The sequence below is a fragment of the Mycobacterium sp. NGS54 genome (assembly GCF_059812465.1).
Genome location: NZ_JCALCS010000001.1, coordinates 88653 through 107812, shown reverse-complemented (window position 1 = coordinate 107812; position 19160 = coordinate 88653). Strand labels below are relative to the sequence as shown.

Annotated in this window: 16 protein-coding genes and 2 pseudogenes; 12 read left to right on the top strand and 6 right to left on the bottom strand. The window is 69.5% G+C overall.

What is annotated here, in order from left to right; translation table 11 throughout:
* Positions 1 to 2 precede the first annotated feature (2 nt).
* Positions 3 to 659, bottom strand: a complete 657-nt coding sequence (locus AC5Y5E_RS00495) for an ACT domain-containing protein (protein ID WP_499901065.1) — start codon at positions 657 to 659, stop codon at positions 3 to 5.
* 91 nt (positions 660 to 750) lie between these two features.
* Between AC5Y5E_RS00495 and gatC the strand changes: the two genes are divergently transcribed.
* The 6 genes from gatC to AC5Y5E_RS00465 all read left to right on the top strand — a co-directional run bounded on the left by gatC (position 751) and on the right by AC5Y5E_RS00465 (position 7010).
* A complete protein-coding gene (gatC, locus tag AC5Y5E_RS00490) occupies positions 751 to 1050 on the top strand; it encodes an Asp-tRNA(Asn)/Glu-tRNA(Gln) amidotransferase subunit GatC (RefSeq protein ID WP_499901064.1) in 300 nt (99 codons plus the stop codon).
* A complete protein-coding gene (gene gatA, locus AC5Y5E_RS00485) occupies positions 1047 to 2534 on the top strand; it encodes an Asp-tRNA(Asn)/Glu-tRNA(Gln) amidotransferase subunit GatA (RefSeq protein ID WP_499901063.1) in 1488 nt (495 codons plus the stop codon). Before gatC ends, gatA begins: the two co-directional genes overlap by 4 nt.
* Before the next feature lie 56 nt (positions 2535 to 2590).
* The gene (locus AC5Y5E_RS00480) at positions 2591 to 3622 is read left to right on the top strand and encodes an ATP-dependent 6-phosphofructokinase (protein ID WP_499901062.1); all 1032 of its coding nucleotides are present in this window, start codon (positions 2591 to 2593) and stop codon (positions 3620 to 3622) included.
* Between the two features lie 128 nt (positions 3623 to 3750).
* Positions 3751 to 4899 (top strand): MinD/ParA family ATP-binding protein, encoded by a 1149-nt coding sequence (locus AC5Y5E_RS00475; RefSeq protein WP_499901061.1) that lies wholly within the window; start codon positions 3751 to 3753, stop codon positions 4897 to 4899.
* Positions 4900 to 4926: 27 nt separating this feature from the next.
* The gene (gene gatB / locus AC5Y5E_RS00470; RefSeq protein ID WP_499901060.1) at positions 4927 to 6438 is read left to right on the top strand and encodes an Asp-tRNA(Asn)/Glu-tRNA(Gln) amidotransferase subunit GatB; all 1512 of its coding nucleotides are present in this window, start codon (positions 4927 to 4929) and stop codon (positions 6436 to 6438) included.
* 32 nt (positions 6439 to 6470) lie between these two features.
* Positions 6471 to 7010: a flavin reductase family protein gene (locus AC5Y5E_RS00465; protein ID WP_499901815.1), complete on the top strand. Its 540-nt coding sequence runs from the start codon at positions 6471 to 6473 to the stop codon at positions 7008 to 7010.
* Here AC5Y5E_RS00465 and AC5Y5E_RS00460 read toward each other — a convergent pair.
* On the bottom strand, positions 7007 to 8128 hold the full coding sequence (locus AC5Y5E_RS00460; protein WP_499901059.1) for a PQQ-dependent sugar dehydrogenase: 1122 nt from the start codon (positions 8126 to 8128) through the stop codon (positions 7007 to 7009). The two genes, AC5Y5E_RS00465 and AC5Y5E_RS00460, sit on opposite strands and share 4 nt — an antisense overlap.
* Before the next feature lie 218 nt (positions 8129 to 8346).
* Between AC5Y5E_RS00460 and AC5Y5E_RS00455 the strand changes: the two genes are divergently transcribed.
* The gene (locus AC5Y5E_RS00455; RefSeq protein ID WP_499901058.1) at positions 8347 to 9204 is read left to right on the top strand and encodes a DoxX family protein; all 858 of its coding nucleotides are present in this window, start codon (positions 8347 to 8349) and stop codon (positions 9202 to 9204) included.
* Between the two features lie 3 nt (positions 9205 to 9207).
* On the opposite strand, the gene AC5Y5E_RS00450 is transcribed toward AC5Y5E_RS00455, so the two are convergent.
* On the bottom strand, positions 9208 to 9546 hold the full coding sequence (locus tag AC5Y5E_RS00450) for a PH domain-containing protein (RefSeq protein WP_499901814.1): 339 nt from the start codon (positions 9544 to 9546) through the stop codon (positions 9208 to 9210).
* Between the two features lie 308 nt (positions 9547 to 9854).
* Here AC5Y5E_RS00450 and AC5Y5E_RS00445 point away from each other — a divergent pair, with 308 nt between their 5' ends.
* From AC5Y5E_RS00445 to ilvC, 3 genes are read left to right on the top strand one after another with little or no spacing between them, the layout of a single operon-like run.
* On the top strand, positions 9855 to 11723 hold the full coding sequence (locus AC5Y5E_RS00445; RefSeq protein WP_499901057.1) for an acetolactate synthase large subunit: 1869 nt from the start codon (positions 9855 to 9857) through the stop codon (positions 11721 to 11723).
* Positions 11723 to 12223 carry an acetolactate synthase small subunit gene (ilvN, locus tag AC5Y5E_RS00440; RefSeq protein ID WP_067009364.1) on the top strand — a complete coding sequence of 167 codons (501 nt, stop codon included), beginning with the start codon at positions 11723 to 11725 and terminating at the stop codon, positions 12221 to 12223. Before AC5Y5E_RS00445 ends, ilvN begins: the two co-directional genes overlap by 1 nt.
* Positions 12224 to 12256: 33 nt before the next feature.
* Positions 12257 to 13258 carry a ketol-acid reductoisomerase gene (gene ilvC / locus AC5Y5E_RS00435; RefSeq protein ID WP_499901813.1) on the top strand — a complete coding sequence of 334 codons (1002 nt, stop codon included), beginning with the start codon at positions 12257 to 12259 and terminating at the stop codon, positions 13256 to 13258.
* A gap of 45 nt (positions 13259 to 13303) precedes the next feature.
* Here ilvC and wrbA read toward each other — a convergent pair whose 3' ends face one another.
* Complete coding sequence (gene wrbA / locus AC5Y5E_RS00430) at positions 13304 to 13921, bottom strand: NAD(P)H:quinone oxidoreductase (protein ID WP_499901056.1); 618 nt, start codon at positions 13919 to 13921, stop codon at positions 13304 to 13306.
* Positions 13918 to 15346 (bottom strand): annotated as a pseudogene (locus tag AC5Y5E_RS00425) (phytoene desaturase family protein). The gene wrbA and the pseudogene AC5Y5E_RS00425 overlap by 4 nt, the downstream one beginning before the upstream one ends.
* Positions 15347 to 15375: 29 nt before the next feature.
* On the opposite strand from AC5Y5E_RS00425, the gene serA reads away from it, so the two are divergent.
* Both serA and AC5Y5E_RS00415 read left to right on the top strand, forming a co-directional pair.
* Positions 15376 to 16962 (top strand): phosphoglycerate dehydrogenase, encoded by a 1587-nt coding sequence (gene serA / locus AC5Y5E_RS00420; RefSeq protein WP_499879953.1) that lies wholly within the window; start codon positions 15376 to 15378, stop codon positions 16960 to 16962.
* Positions 16959 to 17969 (top strand): 3-isopropylmalate dehydrogenase, encoded by a 1011-nt coding sequence (locus tag AC5Y5E_RS00415; protein ID WP_499901055.1) that lies wholly within the window; start codon positions 16959 to 16961, stop codon positions 17967 to 17969. Before serA ends, AC5Y5E_RS00415 begins: the two co-directional genes overlap by 4 nt.
* A 133-nt stretch (positions 17970 to 18102) precedes the next feature.
* On the opposite strand, the pseudogene AC5Y5E_RS00410 reads toward AC5Y5E_RS00415, so the two are convergent.
* Positions 18103 to 19116 (bottom strand): annotated as a pseudogene (locus AC5Y5E_RS00410) (MFS transporter); the annotation flags it as partial.
* Between the last annotated feature and the right edge of the window lie 44 nt (positions 19117 to 19160).

Sequence of the window (19160 nt, the reverse complement as noted above, 5' to 3'; positions counted from 1 at the left end):
TGTCAGCGCAGCATCGTGGCCACGATGCCGGCCAGGTAGCCGAGCCGGGCGATCTCCGACGGCCGGAACTCCGGGCCGGGGCGACCCAGGACCACCGCCGTGTGCGGGTCGCCCAGCGGCGCCGCGACCATCGTGGTGTCCATGTCGCGCCACGCCTGCGGCACCCACTCGCCGGTGTGGTCCAGCGCCGTCGCGCGCTCGATCGGCAGCCATGGTGCGGAATCCGCCCGGGTTTCCGGACACCCCGGGCTGCCGGCGAGGCGCTCCAGCTGGCCCTCCGAACTGCGCAGCACCGCGCACCAACTGACCCGCAGCACCTTGGGCGCCTCGTTGACCAGGACTTTCAGCCGCGAGTCGTTGTCGCCGGCGGCGGCGACGTGGTCGAGAAGTTCCAGCTCGCGGTGCGCCTCCAGCAGCCCGGTATGCGGGCGCACGCTGTCGACGCGGACGTCGGGCAGTGACTCCGCGGCCGTGATCAGCCGGTCCGGCATCGCCCCCGGCGGCAGCTCGATGACCAGGTCGTCGATCGCATAACCCGAGCTGCGCTCCACCACGTCGAGCGACAGGATGTCGGCGCCCGCCGAACCGAGCGCCACGGCCAGCGAGCCCAGGCTGCCCGGGCGGTCGGCCAGCTCGATGCGCAACAGATACGACGGCACGGCCAACACTTTTACACAGCGATGTATCCACAGCATTTCGGCGAGCCCTGAGTGCCGAGCGGTCTCGGTCGCCCGACTAGGCTTGCCAGTCGTGTCCCAGATCTCCCGCGACGACGTGGCGCACCTCGCCAGGCTGGCCCGGCTGGCGCTGACGGATGCCGAGCTGGACAGCTTCGCCGGCCAGCTCGACGCCATCCTCACCCACGTCAGCCAGGTCCAATCGGTCGACGTCACCGGCGTCGAACCGACCGACAACCCGCTGAAAGACGTCAACGTCACCCGCCCGGACGAGATGACACCGTGCCTGACACAGGCCGAGGCGCTGGCCGCGGCGCCCGAGGCCGTCGACGGCCGCTTCGCCGTGCCGCAGATCCTTGGGGACGCCGAGTGAGCGACATCGTCCGAGCCGACGCGGCGACGCTGGCCGCCCAGGTCGCCGCCGGGGAGCTGTCGTCCACGGAAATCACCCGGGCCTGCCTGGACCAGATCGAGGCGACCGACGACCGCTACCACGCGTTTTTGCACGTGGCGGCCGACGAGGCGCTGGCGGCCGCGGCCGCTGTCGACGACGCGGTGGCCGCCGGCGAGCCGCTGCCGTCGGCCCTGGCGGGGGTCCCGCTGGCGCTCAAGGACGTGTTCACCACCCTCGACATGCCCACCACCTGCGGCTCCAAGATCCTCGAGGGCTGGCGTTCCCCCTACGACGCGACGGTCACCGCCCGCCTGCGCGCGGCCGGCATCCCGATCCTGGGCAAGACCAACATGGACGAGTTCGCGATGGGCAGCTCGACGGAGAACTCCGCCTACGGCCCCACCCGCAACCCGTGGAACCTCGACCGGGTGCCCGGCGGCTCCGGCGGCGGCAGCGCGGCGGCGCTGGCCGCGTTCCAGGCCCCGCTCGCCATCGGCTCCGACACCGGCGGTTCCATCCGCCAGCCGGCGGCACTGACCGCGACCGTCGGCGTCAAACCCACCTACGGCACGGTGTCCCGCTACGGGCTGATCGCCTGCGCGTCGTCGCTGGATCAGGGCGGCCCCTGCGCGCGCACCGTGCTGGACACCGCCCTGCTGCACCAGGTGATCGCCGGGCATGACGTGCGCGACTCGACGTCCGTCGACGCCGCGGTGCCCGACGTGGTCGGCGCCGCCAGGGCGGGCGCGGGCGGCGATCTGCGCGGCGTGCGCGTCGGCGTGGTTTCCCAGCTGCGCGGCGAGGGTTACCAGCCCGGGGTGCTGGCGTCGTTCGAGGCCGCCGTCGAGCAGCTGACCGAGCTGGGCGCCGAGGTCAGCGAAGTCGACTGCCCGCACTTCGATCACGCGCTGGCCGCCTACTACCTGATCCTGCCGTCCGAGGTGTCCAGCAACCTGGCCCGCTTCGACGCGATGCGCTACGGGCTGCGGGTCGGCGACGACGGCACCCACAGCGCCGAGGAAGTCATGGCCATGACCCGCGCCGCCGGCTTCGGCCCGGAGGTCAAGCGGCGCATCATGATCGGCACCTACGCGCTGTCCGCGGGCTATTACGACGCCTACTACAACCAGGCGCAGAAGGTCCGCACGCTGATCGCGCGCGACCTCGACCGGGCCTACGAATCCGTCGACGTGGTGGTATCGCCGGCCACCCCGACCACGGCGTTCCCGCTGGGGGAGAAGGTCGACGACCCGCTGGCCATGTACCTGTTCGACCTGTGCACGCTGCCGCTGAACCTGGCCGGCCACTGCGGCATGTCGGTGCCGTCCGGGCTGTCCCCCGACGACGGCCTGCCGGTCGGGCTGCAGATCATGGCCCCCGCGCTGGCCGACGACCGCCTGTATCGGGTCGGCGCCGCCTACGAGGCGGCCCGCGGGCCGCTGCCGAGCGCGGCCACCGTTTAGCGCGCGAATTTGCGCCAGGTCGCGCCATTCGTGCCCCGTGCGGGCAAGATAAACAGATGCGGATCGGAATTCTCACCGGGGGCGGCGACTGTCCCGGGCTCAACGCCGTCATCCGGGCGGTGGTGCGTACCTGCGACTCGCGGTACGGCTCGTCGGTGGTCGGATTCCAGGACGGGTGGCGCGGGCTGCTGGAGAACCGGCGCATCCAGCTGCAAAACGACGACCGCAACGACCGGCTGCTCGCCAAGGGCGGAACGATGCTGGGCACCGCCCGCGTGCATCCCGACAAACTTCGGGCCGGGCTGAACCAGATCAAACAGACCCTGGACGACAACGGCATCGACGTGTTGATCCCCATCGGCGGCGAGGGCACGCTGACGGCCGCGCACTGGCTGTCCGAGGAGAACGTTCCCGTCGTCGGCGTGCCGAAGACCATCGACAACGACATCGATTGCACCGACGTGACCTTCGGGCATGACACCGCGCTGACGGTGGCCACCGACGCCATCGACCGGTTGCATTCCACGGCCGAATCCCACCAACGCGTGATGCTGGTGGAGGTGATGGGCCGCCACGCCGGATGGATCGCGCTGAACGCCGGGCTGGCGTCCGGAGCGCACATGACGCTGATCCCCGAGCAGCCGTTCGACGTCGAGGACGTGTGCCGGCTCGTCAAACGGCGCTTCCAGCGCGGGGATTCGCACTTCATCTGCGTGGTCGCCGAGGGCGCCAAACCGATCGCCGACTCAATCACGTTGCGCGAGGGAGGGATTGACGAGTTCGGTCACGAGCGGTTCACCGGCGTCGCCCAGCAACTCGGCGCCGAGGTCGAAAAGCGGATCAACAAGGAGGTCCGGGTGACCGTGCTGGGCCACGTCCAGCGCGGCGGCACCCCGACGGCCTACGACCGGGTGCTGGCGACCCGTTTCGGCGTCAACGCCGCCGACGCCGCGCACGCGGGCGAGTACGGCCAGATGGTCTCGCTGCGCGGCCAGGACATCGGCCGGGTGTCGCTGGCGGACGCCACGCGCCACCTCAAGCTGGTGCCCGAGAGCCGCTACGACGACGCGGCGGCTTTCTTCGGCTAAGCGGTGGCGAACAGCGGGTGGCACCGACCTGACCACCGGCTGAATTTGCCGCCTCCGCCGGCAGCTCAGGCGAGGTCGCCTCGATATTGGTGGTTTTCTGCCAGCTCGAAGCGGTTATACCCACTCTCATGAGCAACCGCGGGTCAATTCGCGGAGTCGTTCACCAGCCGGGGTCGGGCCCACGAGACCGTCAGCGGCCGCCGCCGCGTGCGCGCGACGACCCCAATTGGACATCCGCCACCGTGCCGCGCCCGCCGCAGCCCCCACCCACCGCGCCCGCACCGGCGCGGCGGGTTCCCGCGCGGTCCCGCCCGGAGCTGACCGTCGGCGGGACGGCCCTCGACAGCCTCGAGCCGCAGGACGTCGAGGACTCGGCCGGGTTCAGCTGGCGAGACCTGGTCCGGCGCCTCACCGGAATCGACCTCGGCCCGGGCAAAGGCTCGGCGTACGAGCAGGAGCTACGCGACCGCATCCGCACGCCCGTGGGCGGCGCGTTCCCCATCGCGGTCCTCAACCTCAAGGGCGGCGTCGGCAAGACCGTCGTGGTCGAGGCGCTCGGCTCGACCTTCGCCGCCGTCCGCGACGACCGGGTGATCGCCGTGGACATCGACGCCGGCGACCTGGCCGAGCGCCACGGCCGCCGCAATCCCCTGAGCATCGCCGACCTGCTGCGCGACGGCGCGGCCACCCACTATTCGGATGTGCGGGCGCACACCTACATGAACAGCTTCAATCTGGAGGTGCTCGGACTGCCGGACTACGCGCGCACCGACTGGCGGCTGGAGCGGCACGACGTCGTCAGGGCTTTTTCGATTCTGCGTAAACACTATTCGGTGGTGTTGGTGGACTGTGTGAAGGCGGTCAATTCGGCCGTGATGGATGCCGTCCTGCCGGAGTCACGCGCCCTGGTCGTGGTCACCAGCACCTCGATCGATGCGATACGCAAGACCAGGACCACCCTGGACCTGTTGCGCAACAAGGGATATCAGCGCCTGATGAAGCGGACCGTGCTGGCGATCAACCACGTCGAGGCGGGCAAGGTCGCCGTCGTCGCCGCCAAGGAGCTCGACCAGTTGTCGGCGCGGGTCGGCGCCACCGTCGTGCTGCCGTTCGATCGGCACGTGCATGACGGCAAGGAGATCGGCCTGGATCGGCTGAGCAAGGAGAGCCGGCGCAGCTATCTGGAGATGGCGGCCGCGCTGGCCGACATGTTTCCCGGCGCGGGCATGGAGCGGGAGCTCCGGCTCGGGGACCGCCGACCGCCGCCCGGGCCCTGACCCGCGGCCCTCGTTAGGATCGACGGCATGAGTATTGCCGCCGGGTCCGAGCTGCTGGATTACGACGAGGTCATCGCGCGTTTCGACCCCGTCCTCGGCCTCGAGGTGCACGTCGAGCTGTCCACCGCGACGAAGATGTTCTGCGGCTGCTCCACCACATTCGGCGCCGAACCCAACACCCAGGTGTGCCCGGTGTGCCTCGGGCTGCCGGGCTCGCTGCCGGTGCTCAACCAGGCCGCGGTCCAGGCGGCGATTCGGATCGGGCTGGCGCTGAATTGCGAGATCGTGCCGTGGTGCCGGTTCGCCCGGAAGAACTACTTCTACCCGGACATGCCCAAGAACTACCAGATTTCGCAGTACGACGAGCCGATCGCCATCAACGGCTACCTGGACGCGCCGTTGGAAGACGGCTCCACCTGGCGGGTGGCGATCGAGCGGGCGCACATGGAGGAAGACACCGGCAAGCTCACCCACCTGGGCAGCGAGACCGGCCGCATCCACGGCGCTACGACGTCGCTGATCGACTACAACCGGGCCGGCGTGCCGCTGATCGAAATCGTGACCAAACCGATCGTGGGCGCCGGCGAGCGGGCCCCGCAGATCGCCCGCGCCTACGTCACCGCACTGCGGGACCTGTTGCGCGCCTTGGGCGTATCCGACGTCCGGATGGACCAGGGCTCGATGCGCTGTGACGCCAACGTGTCGCTGATGCCGACCGGGGCAACCGAGTTCGGGACGCGCACCGAAACCAAGAACGTCAACTCGCTCAAGAGCGTCGAGGTCGCCGTGCGCTACGAAATGCAGCGCCAGGCCGCCGTGCTGTCGTCCGGCGGGCGGATCACCCAGGAAACCAGGCACTTTCACGAGTCCGGCTACACCAGCCCCGGCCGCACCAAGGAAACCGCCGAGGACTACCGCTACTTCCCCGAGCCCGACCTCGAGCCGGTCGCGCCCAGCCGCGATCTGGTCGAGCGGCTGCGCCAAACCATCCCCGAGCTACCGTGGTTGAGCCGCAAGCGAATTCAAGAGGAGTGGGGCGTCTCCGACGAGGTGATGCGGGATCTGGTCAACGCCGGGGCCGTCGAATTGGTCACCGAGACCGTCGAGCACGGGGCGGCGAGCGAACAGGCCCGCGCCTGGTGGGGAAACTTCTTGGTGCAGAAGGCCAACGAGGCCAACATCGAATTGGACGAGCTGGCCATCACCCCCGCGCAGGTCGCAGCGGTGATCGCTCTGGTCGACGAGGGCAAGCTGTCCAACAAGCTGGCCCGCCAGGTGGTGGAGGGCGTGCTGGCCGGGGAGGGCGAACCCGAACAGGTGATGACCGCCCGCGGCCTGGCGCTGGTGCGCGACGATTCGGTGACGCAGGCCGCCGTCGACGACGCGCTGGCCGCCAATCCGGATGTCGCCGAGAAGATTCGGGGCGGCAAGGTGGCCGCGGCCGGCGCGATCGTCGGCGCGGTGATGAAGGCCACCCGCGGGCAGGCCGACGCGGCCCGGGTGCGCGAACTCGTGCTGGCCGCCTGCGGTCAGGGCTGACCGCGGGCCGCCACGCCGTGTTCGACGACTTGATGGCCATGCTGGACAGCCCGGTGTTCGTCGTGACCACTCAGACCGATGCTCAACCGTCGGGTTGCCTGATCAGTTTCGCCACCCAAACCAGCGTGGCGCCGCCGAGTTTCATGGTCGTGGTGCCCCGCAGCAGCGCCACCTGCGAGGCGGCCCGCCAATCCGAGCACCTGGCGGTGCACGTCCTGTCGCAACGCCACCTCGCGCTGGCCGAGCTGTTCGACGGCGAAACGGACGACCAGGCCGACAAATTCGGCCGCTGCTCGTGGCGGGTCGGCCCGCACGGGATGCCGATCCTCGATGAGGCGATCGCCTGGTTCGTCGGCAGGACCGCGCATTGGATCGACATCGGGGATCACGTCGCCTACATCGTGGAGCCCGTCGCCGGATGGGTTCCGGACTCCTACGACGACGTGCTCTACCTGTCCGATCTCGACGAGATCGAACCCGGCACCGAGGCCCCGGAGCGGTTCGTCCTGCACAAACCGGCCGCCGAGCCGCGCAAATACGGCCTGAGGTTCACCCTCGAGGGACCCGTCTAGGTCTTGTCGTCGTTGTTGCGCGGGAAGCCGCCGCCCTGCGGGAACAGCGGGAACACCACGTCGTCGAGCTTCTCGGCGTCCCCGGCCGTCTTGTTAACCGTTGCGCCCCAAACGTTTCCGTCCGGCGACATCCGCAGCGCCCAGGCGTGGGCGTGGGTGTCCTTGCGCACGACGTCGGGTTCGCCGGTGACCGCGCCCGTCTTCGGCGCGAGCCGCACCGCCACGGTCAGCTTGGTGTTGATCAGGTTCACCAGCACGGTCCCGTCCATCGCCGCGCACCCGGCCACGCCGGGCTTGTCCGGCCACGTCCAGACCGTGGAGACCTCGGAGGTCTTGGTGATGCGCTGCAGGCGGTCCGCGGTCGGGGTGCGGTCGGCGACGTACAGCGAGCCGTCGACGGGGTCGATGCACATGCCGCCGCCGGAGCCCACGCCGGACAGCGCGGTCGTCGGCGGCGCCTGACCGATGGTGGTCGGCTGCTCGATGCGCAGCACCTTGCCCGCCAGGGACTTGGGGTCGGCGGCCATCGCCGGGTTGCCCGCGTCGCCGGTCATCACGACGAGCGTGGTCGGGCTGGTGAAGATCAACGCCCCGGTGTTGCCGGTGGCACCCTTGGGGATCCCGGTCAGGATGTCCTTCGGGATGTCGCCGTCGGCCACGCGGATCACCCGGTTGTCGGTGGGCGTGCTGATGTAGGCGTACATCAGGCGGTCCTGCTGATAGGTGGGCGACAGCACGATGTCCATCAGCCCGCCGTCGCCGGACGGGTCGACCGGGATGACCATCTTGACCTTCGGCTCGGCGCTGACCGAGATGTCCTTGACGGCGCCGGTGGTGCGCTCGGCCACCAGGGCGGTTTTGCTGTCCGGGCCCATGATCAGGCCGCTGGTGCTCTCCAGGCAGCCCTGCATGACGCCCGGCGCCGGGCAGGCCTTGGGGAAGGGCGTGGGCGGCAGCGGCGGCGGCGGGGGAGGCGTCGAGCTGGGCTGCGGCTTGAGTTCGGGGGCGGTCGTGAAGGGCTGGGATTGGGCGTCATTGAATCGCGCGCACCCGCTGGCGACCAGTACCACCGCGGAGAGGGCGGCGAGCGCGCCGCGAACCGAGCCCCGTATCCGCATGACCGACAGGCTACGGACTGCCCGGGCACCGCCGCCACACGCCTGCCCGGGTCCGTCCGCGGAAGCCCCGCCGGTCGGGCCCCGATTTCACGCTTTTGGGCCTCCGGGAGGGGCGGAAACGGCGATTTGGGGCGAATCCGGGGCGTTTTGGCGGACTAACCGGCGAAAGCGCCGCTCAAATCCCCGATTCGGGCGCTTTTGCCCTTACCCTGACACCCGTGACCAGTCAATCGAATGACGCACATTGGAGCCGGTCCGGCGAATCCGCGGAGCCGGTCGCGGGGCGCCCAGCCTCGGCGCGCTTGGTCGACCCCGAGGATGACCTGACGCCGGTCGGGTACCCGGGCGACTTCGGAAACACCACCGTCATCCCGTATGTCGACCCCGCCGCCTCCGGCGCCCCGGGGGCCGGCGGATATCACCTGCTCGACCAGCAGGAGCCGCTTCCGTACGTGCAGCCGGCGTCGGTGGCGCAGCCGACGCCGATCAACGCCACCGAGCCGGCCCAGATCGACGGGGACAGCGACGACGAGCGGCACCGCGAGGTCGGCAAGCGCGGCACGCAGCACCTGGGTTTGCTGGTGCTGCGGATTGGGCTGGGCGTGGTGCTGGGGGCCCACGGCCTGCAGAAGCTGTTCGGCTGGTGGGGCGGCTCGGGGGTGACGGGTTTCAAGAACTCGCTGTCCGACGTCGGCTACCACCACGCCGACGTGCTGGCCTACGTGAGCGCCGGGGGCGAGACCGTGGCCGCCGTGCTGCTGGTGCTGGGGCTGTTCACCCCGATCGCCGCGGCGGGCGCGCTGGCGTTTTTGATCAACGGCCTGCTCGCGACCATCTCCGCCCGGCCGCATTCGAACACCTTCGCGTACTTCCTGCCCGACGGGCACGAATACCAGATCACCCTGATCGTGATGGCCGTGGCGGTCATCCTGTGCGGACCGGGCCGCTACGGCCTGGACGCCGGCCGAGGCTGGGCCCACCGCCCCTTCATCGGGTCGTTCGTGGCCCTGCTGGCCGGCATCGCCGCCGGAGTCGCGGTCTGGGTCATGCTCAACGGGGTCAACCCGATCGCCTGACCCTCACCGGTAGGGGTTGGGGACCCGCCCCGCGCTGGCCTCGGTCAGCTGCGGCAGCGTGGCGAAAGTCACCGCGGGCAGGCGCAGTTCGGCGCCGCTTTTCAGGCGGGCCCGCGCCCAGGACCCGCGGTTGAAGCGCAGCCCGTCGATCTCTTCCCAGCGCACCGTCCGGCTGCCCAGCAGCGTCCGAACGGTCACGCCATTCTCGTCGGCGACCGTGCGCAGCCGGATGATCAACGCGGACAACAGCACCGGGATGACCAGCAGCGGCGCGCTCACCGGCCAGGCCAGCACCGGTATCAGCAGGCCGAGGGCGAAGAACCCGACGGCGAAGTGGGCCATCGGGGACACTTTGATCACGACGGGCGAATCGGTAACCACCCTGGCATCATCGCATCGCCCCGCGCCGGTCCACGGCGCGACCGGATTTGACTGTTGAGCTGTGCGAAGGCTACCGTCGGACGTTATGGAAACCGCCGGAAAGCCCGGGATGCTCGTAGTACTTAGTCAGCGCGTTGGTGCGTGACTGAGCCCTTCAGCATTTGAAGCGATCCAGCACCAACGCGCAACCCTCGTTCAGCCGATGAGCTGACGGGGGTTTTTTCTTGCGCAGCAACGAAACTTTCAAGAGTGAATAGGACCCAAGGACAGTGAGCGCTCCCACCAGGCCACCCGCCACGCAGGCGCAGGATGCGGCCAGCGTCGCCACCGACGCCGTGAAACCCGCCGCGAAAACCCCCGCCGCACAACCGAAACGCGTTGCCCCGGAGCAACTTACCGGTGCACAGTCGGTGATCCGGTCGCTGGAGGAACTCGACGTCGAGGTCATCTTCGGGATTCCCGGCGGCGCCGTGCTGCCGGTCTACGACCCGCTGTTCGACTCGAAAAAGCTGCGGCACGTGCTGGTTCGCCACGAGCAGGGCGCCGGCCACGCCGCCAGCGGCTACGCGCACGCCACCGGCAAGGTCGGTGTGATGATGGCGACCTCGGGTCCCGGCGCCACCAACCTGGTCACCCCGCTGGCCGACGCGCAGATGGACTCGATCCCCGTCGTCGCCATCACCGGGCAGGTCGGGCGCGGGTTGATCGGCACCGACGCCTTCCAGGAGGCCGACATCTCGGGCATCACGATGCCGATCACCAAGCACAATTTCCTGGTCCGCTCCGGCGACGACATTCCCCGGGTGCTGGCCGAGGCCTTCCACATCGCCCGCTCGGGACGTCCGGGCGCGGTGCTGGTCGACATCCCCAAGGACGTGCTGCAGGGTCAGTGCACGTTCAGCTGGCCGCCGCGGATGGATCTGCCCGGCTACAAGCCGAACACCAAGCCGCACAACCGGCAGGTTCGCGAGGCCGCCAAGCTGATCGCGGCCGCGCGCAAACCGGTGCTGTACGTGGGCGGCGGCGTCATCCGCGGCGAGGCGACCGAGCAGCTGCGCGAGTTGGCGGAGCTGACCGGTATCCCGCTGGTCACCACGCTGATGGCGCGCGGCGCGTTCCCGGACAGCCACCCGCAGAACCTGGGCATGCCCGGCATGCACGGCACCGTGGCAGCGGTGGCGGCGCTGCAGCGCAGCGACCTGCTGATCGCGCTGGGCACCCGCTTCGACGACCGGGTGACCGGCAAGCTCGACTCCTTCGCTCCCGAGGCGAAGGTCATCCACGCCGACATCGACCCGGCCGAGATCGGCAAGAACCGCCACGCCGACGTGCCGATCGTCGGCGACGTGAAGGCCGTCATCACCGACCTCATCGCGATGCTGGCGCACCACGACATCCCCGGCAACATCGAGATGACCGACTGGTGGGCCTACCTGCGCAGCGTCCAGTCGACCTACCCGCTGAGCTACGGACCGCAGAGCGACGGCAGCCTGAGCCCGGAATACGTGATCGAGAAGCTGGGCGAGATCGCCGGCCCCGACGCGGTGTACGTCGCCGGCGTCGGCCAGCACCAGATGTGGGCCGCGCAGTTCATCTCCTACGAAAAGCCGCGCACCTGGCTCAATTCCGGCGGGCTGGGCACCATGGGCTTCGCCATCCCGGCGGCCATGGGCGCCAAGCTCGCCCGCCCGGACGCGGAGGTCTGGGCCATCGACGGCGACGGGTGTTTCCAGATGACCAACCAGGAGCTGGCCACCTGCGCGATCGAGGGCGCGCCGATCAAGGTGGCGCTGATCAACAACGGCAACCTGGGCATGGTGCGCCAGTGGCAGACGCTGTTCTATCAGGAGCGCTACTCGCAGACCGACCTGGCCACGCACTCGCACCGGATCCCGGACTTCGTGAAGCTGGCCGAGGCGCTGGGCTGCGTCGGATTGCGTTGCGAGCGTGAGGAAGACGTCGTCGACGTGATCAACCAGGCGCGGGCGATCAACGACCGCCCGGTGGTGATCGACTTCATCGTCGGCGCCGACGCGCAAGTGTGGCCGATGGTTGCCGCCGGCACCAGCAACGACGAGATCCAGGCCGCCCGCGGGATCCGCCCGCTGTTCGACGACGAAAGCGAAGGGCACGCCTGATGCACACGCACACGCTCTCGGTGCTGGTGGAGGACAAACCCGGTGTGCTCGCCCGTGTGGCCGCGCTGTTCTCGCGGCGCGGTTTCAACATCGAGTCGCTGGCCGTCGGCGCCACCGAGCAGAAGGACATGTCGCGGATGACCATCGTGGTCTCCGCCGAGGAGACCCCGCTCGAGCAGATCACCAAGCAGCTCAACAAGCTGATCAACGTGATCAAGATCATCGAGCAGGACGACGACAACTCGGTGTCCCGGGAGTTGTCGCTGATCAAGGTGCGGGCCGACGCCGGCACCCGCAGCCAGGTCATCGAGGCGGTGAACCTGTTCCGCGCCAAGGTGATTGACGTGTCACCGGAATCGCTGACCATCGAGGCGACCGGTGACCGCGGCAAGATCGAGGCGTTCCTGCGCGTGCTGGAGCCGTTCGGCATCCGCGAAATCGCTCAATCCGGAATGGTGTCGCTATCCCGCGGTCCGCGCGGTATCGGCACAGCCAAATAGCAAACAAGGAGAAAGTTCACCGTGGCACTAGAGATGTTCTACGACGACGACGCAGACCTGACGATCGTCCAGGGCCGCAAGGTCGGCGTCATCGGATACGGCAGCCAGGGGCACGCGCACTCGCTGAGCCTGCGCGACTCGGGCGTGCAGGTGCGCGTCGGGCTCAAGGAGGGGTCGAAGTCCCGGGCCAAGGTTTCCGAGCAGGGCCTGGACGTCGACACCCCGGCCGAGGTCGCCAAGTGGGCAGACGTCATCATGCTGCTGGCCCCCGACACCGCTCAGGCCGACATCTTCAAGAACGACATCGAGCCCAACCTGAAGGCCGGCGACGCTTTGTTTTTCGGTCACGGGCTCAACATCCACTTCGACCTGATCAAGCCGCCCGCCGACGTCACCGTCGCGATGGTCGCCCCCAAGGGGCCCGGCCATCTGGTGCGCCGCCAGTTCGTCGACGGCAAGGGCGTGCCGTGCCTGATCGCCGTCGACCAGGACCCGACCGGTCAGGGCGAGGCGCTGGCCCTGTCGTACGCCAAGGCCATCGGCGGCACCCGGGCCGGCGTCATCAAGACGACCTTCAAGGACGAGACCGAGACCGACCTGTTCGGTGAGCAGGCCGTGTTGTGCGGCGGCACAGAGGAATTGGTGAAAGCCGGCTTCGACGTGATGGTCGAGGCGGGCTATCCGCCGGAGATGGCCTACTTCGAGGTGCTGCACGAGCTCAAGCTGATCGTCGACCTGATGTATGAGGGCGGCATCGCCCGGATGAACTACTCGGTGTCCGACACCGCGGAGTTCGGCGGATACCTGTCCGGCCCGCGCGTCATCGACGCCGGCACCCGGGACCGGATGCGCGACATCCTGCGCGAGATTCAGGACGGTACCTTCGTCAAGAAGCTCGTGGCCAACATCGAGGGCGGCAACAAGCAGCTCGAGCAGTTGCGCAAGGAGAACGCCGAGCACCCCATCGAGGTCACCGGCAAGAAGCTGCGCGACCTGATGAGCTGGGTCGACCGCCCGATCACCGAGACGGCATAGCTTCCGCGTCGAGCGTCACACCAGAGTGGCGCTCGACGACGGTGGTCACTCTGGCGTGACGCTCGGCGCGCGGAGCCGCCCGGCGACGGCAACTACCCGGCGGGCCAAATGGTCGAGGGCATTGTTCGTGGCCTCGTCGAATTCGTCGATGTTGTCGTGCGTGGACACCAGGCTCACCCCGTACGGGTTGCCGTCGACGAACTTGATCGGGTCGGTGTAACCCGGCGGCACGATGATGCCGCCGAAATGCATCAGCGTGTAGTAGAGCGCGACGAGCGTGGTCTCCTGGCCGCCATGCAGCGTGTTGGACGACGTGAAGGCCGCGTAGACCTTGTCCGCGAGCTTGCCCTCTGCCCACAGTCCGCCCAGCGAGTCCAGGAACGCGCGCAATTGCGCTGCGGGGGAACCGAAGCGGGTCGGCGAGCCGAAGATCACCGCGTCGGCCCACACGATGTCGTCACCGGTGGCCGCGGGGAGGTCCTTGGTCGCTTGGTAGTTCGCGGTCCACGCCGGGTTGTGCGCGAACGATTCCGGGTCGTTGGTCTCGGCGACGTGCCGCACGCGCACTTCGGCGCCCGCCGACTCGGCCGTCGTGGCGACGCGCTTGGCCATCGCGGTGCCGTGACCGGTGGCCGAGTAGTAGATGATCGCGAGTTTCGTCACGGTGCCAGCTTAGGCATCTCGGTGATGCCGAACTCGCGGCGTAGCACCGTGCGCGCGGCGTAGTAGCCGCACATGCCGTGCACGCCGCCGTTGGGTGGGGTCGCTGCCGAGCACAGGTAGGCCTTCGGGATCGGGGTGCTCCACGGATTCAACCGCAGCGTCGGCCCCGCCAGGGCCCGCCAGGCGCTGTTGCCACCGCCGGTAATGTCGCCGCCGACCAGATTGGCGTTGTGCTCGGCCAATCGGACGGCGGGCACGCACCGCACAGCCGACACGACATCGCGGAACCCGGGCGCGGATCGCTCCACGATCTCCAGCACCGTCTCGGTCTGGTCCCGCGGCGAGCCGTGAGGCACGTGCACGTATGTCCAGAACGGTCTACGGCCTTGTGCGTCAACTCGATTCGGGTCCGCCACATGCGGAGTCGCCGCCAGGATCATCGGCCATTCGGCGTGCCGCCCCGCCGCGACCTCCGCTTCGCCAAACGCCATCTGACCACGCGTCCCGCCGAGATGGAACGACGCTGTCCTGCGCAAGCGATCGTCCGTCCACGGGATCTCGTCGGACAGCACAAAGTCGACCTTGGTCACTCCGGCGCCGGTTCGCAAGCGTCGCAACGACTTTACATACCTCGGGGGCAGCGCATCGCGGTAGATGTCCAGCAACGCCCTGGCCGGCGTGTCGTAGATCACCACTCCTGGCGGGGGGCTTGTGACCGGCTCGCCGAGCACCAATTCGCCACCGTGGGAGGTGAAGTCGTGCAACAGCGCGTCTGCGATCGCCTGGCTGCCACCGACCGGGACCGGCCAGCCGCCGGCGTGGCCCAGGATTGCCAGCATCATGCCGAGCGCAGAGGTGGTTACGGACGGCATCGGCGCAACCGCGTGGACAGCCACGCCGCTGAGCAGCGCGGGCGTCCTCGCCCCGCAGCATTCCCCAGAGCGGCGTGCCCTGTTCGAGCATCCGCACCACCACTCGCAGGGCGGTGACGGGATGCCTGGGCACGGAGCGCTTGTCGCTCAACACGAAGTCGACCACGCCGGCGGGATCCTCGACGAACGGGCCCAGCAGGCGCCGCCAGGACGCGCCGTGCTCCAGTTCCGCGCAGGTGCGCTCGAGATCCCGGTAGGCGATCACCGCCGGGCGGCCCGGCAGCGGGTTCGCGTAGGAGATCTCCGGGACCGCCAGTCGCACGCCGCGCGCGGGCAGGTCGAACGCCGCGAAAAACGGCGACGCCAGCGCCAGCGGGTGAACCGCCGAGCACACGTCGTGTAAGACTCCCGGAGAATCTGGGTCGGGCGCCGTGCGGGCGCCGCCGCCGAAGGTGGGCTGGGCCTCGATGACCTGCACTTTCAGCCCCGCGCGGGCGCAGATGACCGCCGCGGTCAGCCCGTTGGGTCCGCTGCCGATGACGGTGACGTCCACCCGTCAATTACAGCCGATAGGCTGTCCGGGTGAATCTGCCTGTTGTACTTATTGCCGACAAACTCGCCGAATCAACCGTCGCCGCGCTGGGGGACCAGGTCGAGGTGCGCTGGGTGGATGGCCCCGACCGGCCCAAGCTGCTGGCCGCCGTCCCCGAGGCGGACGCGCTGCTGGTGCGCTCGGCCACCACCGTCGACGCCGAGGTGCTGGCGGCCGCCCCCAAGCTGAAGATCGTCGCCCGCGCCGGGGTCGGTCTGGACAACGTCGACGTGGACGCCGCGACCGCGCGCGGTGTGCTGGTGGTCAACGCCCCCACGTCGAACATCCACAGCGCCGCCGAACACGCGATGGCGCTGCTGCTGGCGGCGTCTCGCCAGATCGCGGCGGCCGACGCCACCCTGCGGGAGCACACCTGGAAACGGTCGAAGTTCTCGGGCACCGAAATCTTCGGCAAGACCGTCGGTGTCGTCGGGCTGGGCCGGATCGGCCAGTTGTTCGCGCAACGGATCGCGGCCTTCGGCACCCACGTCGTCGCCTACGACCCGTACCTGGCGCCGGCCCGTGCCGCGCAGCTCGGCATCGAACTGCTCTCCCTGGACGACCTGCTGGCCCGCGCCGACTTCATCTCGGTGCACCTGCCGAAAACCCCGGAGACCGCGGGCCTGATCGACAAGGAGGCGCTGGCCAAGACCAAGCCCGGCGTCATCATCGTCAATGCCGCGCGCGGCGGCCTGGTCGACGAGGCGGCGCTGGCCGACGCGATCAACAGCGGCCACGTCCGCGCCGCCGGCCTCGACGTCTTCTCCACCGAACCGTGCACGGACAGCCCGCTTTTCGAGCTGCCGCAGGTGGTGGTGACACCGCATCTCGGGGCGTCGACCGCCGAGGCGCAGGACCGGGCCGGCACCGACGTCGCGGAGAGCGTGCGGCTGGCGCTGGCTGGGGAGTTCGTTCCCGACGCCGTCAACGTCGGCGGGGGAGTGGTCAGCGAGGAGGTGGCGCCCTGGCTGGACCTGGTGCGCAAGCTCGGCCTGCTGGCCGCCGCGCTGTCCGGCGAGGTGCCGGTGTCGCTGTCGGTGCAGGTGCGCGGCGAGCTGGCCTCCGAAGACGTTGAGGTGCTGCGGCTTTCGGCGCTGCGCGGCCTTTTCTCGGCGGTCATCGACGAGCCGGTGACGTTCGTCAACGCGCCGGCGCTGGCCGCCGAGCGCGGCGTTTCCGCCGAGATCAGCACCGCTTCGGAAAGCCCCAACCACCGCAGCGTCGTCGACGTGCGGGCCGTCGCGCACGACGGGTCCTGCGTGAACGTCGCGGGCACGCTGTCCGGGCCGCAGCTGGTGGAGAAGATCGTCCAGATCAACGGCCGCAACTTCGACCTGCGCGCCCAAGGCACCAACCTGGTGATCAACTACGCCGACCAGCCCGGCGCGCTGGGCAAGATCGGCACCCTGCTGGGCGCGGCCGGCGTGAACATCCAGGCGGCGCAGCTGTCCGAGGACGCGGAGGGCCCGGGCGCGACGGTGCTGCTGCGGCTGGACCAGGACGTGCCCAAGGACGTGCGCGCGGCGATCTCGGCGGCCGTGGGCGCCAACAAGCTGGAAGTGGTCGACCTGTCGTGAAGCTCGCGCTCATTGGTGGCGACGGGATCGGGCCCGAGGTGGTGACCGAGGCCGTCAAAGTCCTCGACGCGGTCGTGCCGAACGTCGAAAAGACCAGTTACGACCTGGGCGCCCGGCGTTTCCACGCCACCGGCGAGCTGCTGCCGGACTCGGTGCTCGCCGAATTGCGCGAGCACGACGCCATCCTGCTCGGGGCGGTCGGCGACCCGTCGGTGCCCAGCGGCGTCCTGGAGCGAGGTCTGTTGCTGCGCCTGCGCTTTGAGCTCGACCACCACGTCAACCTGCGGCCGGGCCGGCTGTACAAGGGGGTGAGCAGTCCGCTCGCCGGAAACCCCGAGATCGACTTCGTGGTGGTGCGCGAGGGCACCGAGGGCCCCTACACGGGCAACGGCGGCGCGATCCGCGCCGGAACGCCCAACGAGGTGGCCACCGAGGTCAGCGTGAACACCGCGTTCGGGGTGCGGCGCGTGGTGCGCTACGCGTTCGAGCGGGCCCGGCTGCGCCGCAACCACCTGACGCTGGTGCACAAGAACAACGTGCTGACGTTCGCCGGGAAGCTGTGGACGCGGATCGTCGCCGAGGTCGGCGCGGAATATCCCGACGTCGAGGTCGCCTACCAACACGTCGACGCCGCCACCATCTTCATGGTCACCGACCCCGGACGGTTCGACGTGATCGTCACCGACAACCTGTTCGGCGACATCATCACCGACCTGTCCGCCGCGGTGTGCGGCGGAATTGGCTTGGCCGCCAGCGGAAATATCGACGCCACCCGGGCCAACCCCTCGATGTTCGAGCCGGTGCACGGCAGCGCCCCCGACATCGCCGGTCAGGGCGTCGCGGACCCGACCGCGGCGATCATGTCGGTGGCGCTGCTGCTTTCCCATCTCGGCGAGGACGCTGCGGCGGCCCGGGTGGACGGGGCCGTCGAGACCTATCTGGCGACTCGTGGGAGCGAACGGCGCGCCACCACCGAAGTCGGCGAACGGATCGCAGCCGCGCTGTAGTTTCCAGGCCGGGCGGCAGCAGCCGCACCGGCACCAGCGGCACCGCCGCCAGCGGGAACAACCCGCACAGCAGCCACGCCGACGGGTATCGGGCCGCGCCGATCAGCACACCGAACAACGGGGGGCCGACGGCGGCCATCACGCGCTGGGTGGTGTTCTGGATGCCCAGGGCGCGCCCGCTCCAGAACGGCCCGGCGAATTCGGTGATGGCGGTCGCCTCCAGCCCGTTGTCGAGCACGGCCAACACCGAGATGGTGACCATCAGCGGGATGTCGAACCGCGAATCGAGATGGTCCGAAAGTGCCAGCAGGAACAGGGTCAGCGCGGCGGCGGCGGCGATGATGGCGACCGGTTGCATGCGCGAGCCGATGCGATCGGACCAGCGGCCCACCGCGACGCGGCCCACCGCGCCGAGCAGCTGCGACAGGGTGACCAGGCCGCCGGCCGCGGCGACCGACCAGTGGTGGTGGTTCATCAGCCAGACCAGCATGAACGTCACGGTCACCGTTTGCGGCATCATCAGCAGGCCCGCGACGGCGTGGATCCGCCACAGCACCGGTGACGCGCGATAGGGGCTGGCCAGCTCCTCCTTGGTCGCCGTCTCCCGGGGCTTGCGCACCGGGTTGACGATGCCGAGGGCGCTGGCCACCGCGGCCGCCGTGCACGCCAGCGCGGGAAACATCAGCCCCGCGTGCACGCCGTGCTCGGCCAGCTCGGGCATGACCAGTGCGCCCGCCGCGATCCCCAACGGCTGCGCGGTCTGCCGGATCCCCATCGCGAGGCCGCGCTGCTGCGGGGGAAACCACGCGGACACCAGCCGGCCGCCGGCGGTGTTGCAACTCGCGGCCGCCATGCCCCCGAGGAACAGGTAGACGCCGACCCACACCATCGAGTGCACCGACGCCGCGGCGTAGGCGGCCGCCGCGGTGAGCCCCGAGCCCAAAGTCAGCACCAGCCGCTCGCCGACGCGATCGAGCACATAGCCCCACGCGATCAGCGTGACCACCATGCCCCAGCTCGGCATCGACGACAGCAAGCCGGCCTCGGCCAGCGGGGTGCCGCGCGTGGCCTCCAGCGACGGGATCAGGAAGGCGACGCCGTTGATGAATAGGAAAGAACTGGTCGTCACGAACAGCGACACGATCATGATCGACCACCGCTTGCCGGCGCCGACGACGGCAGGGCGCCCCT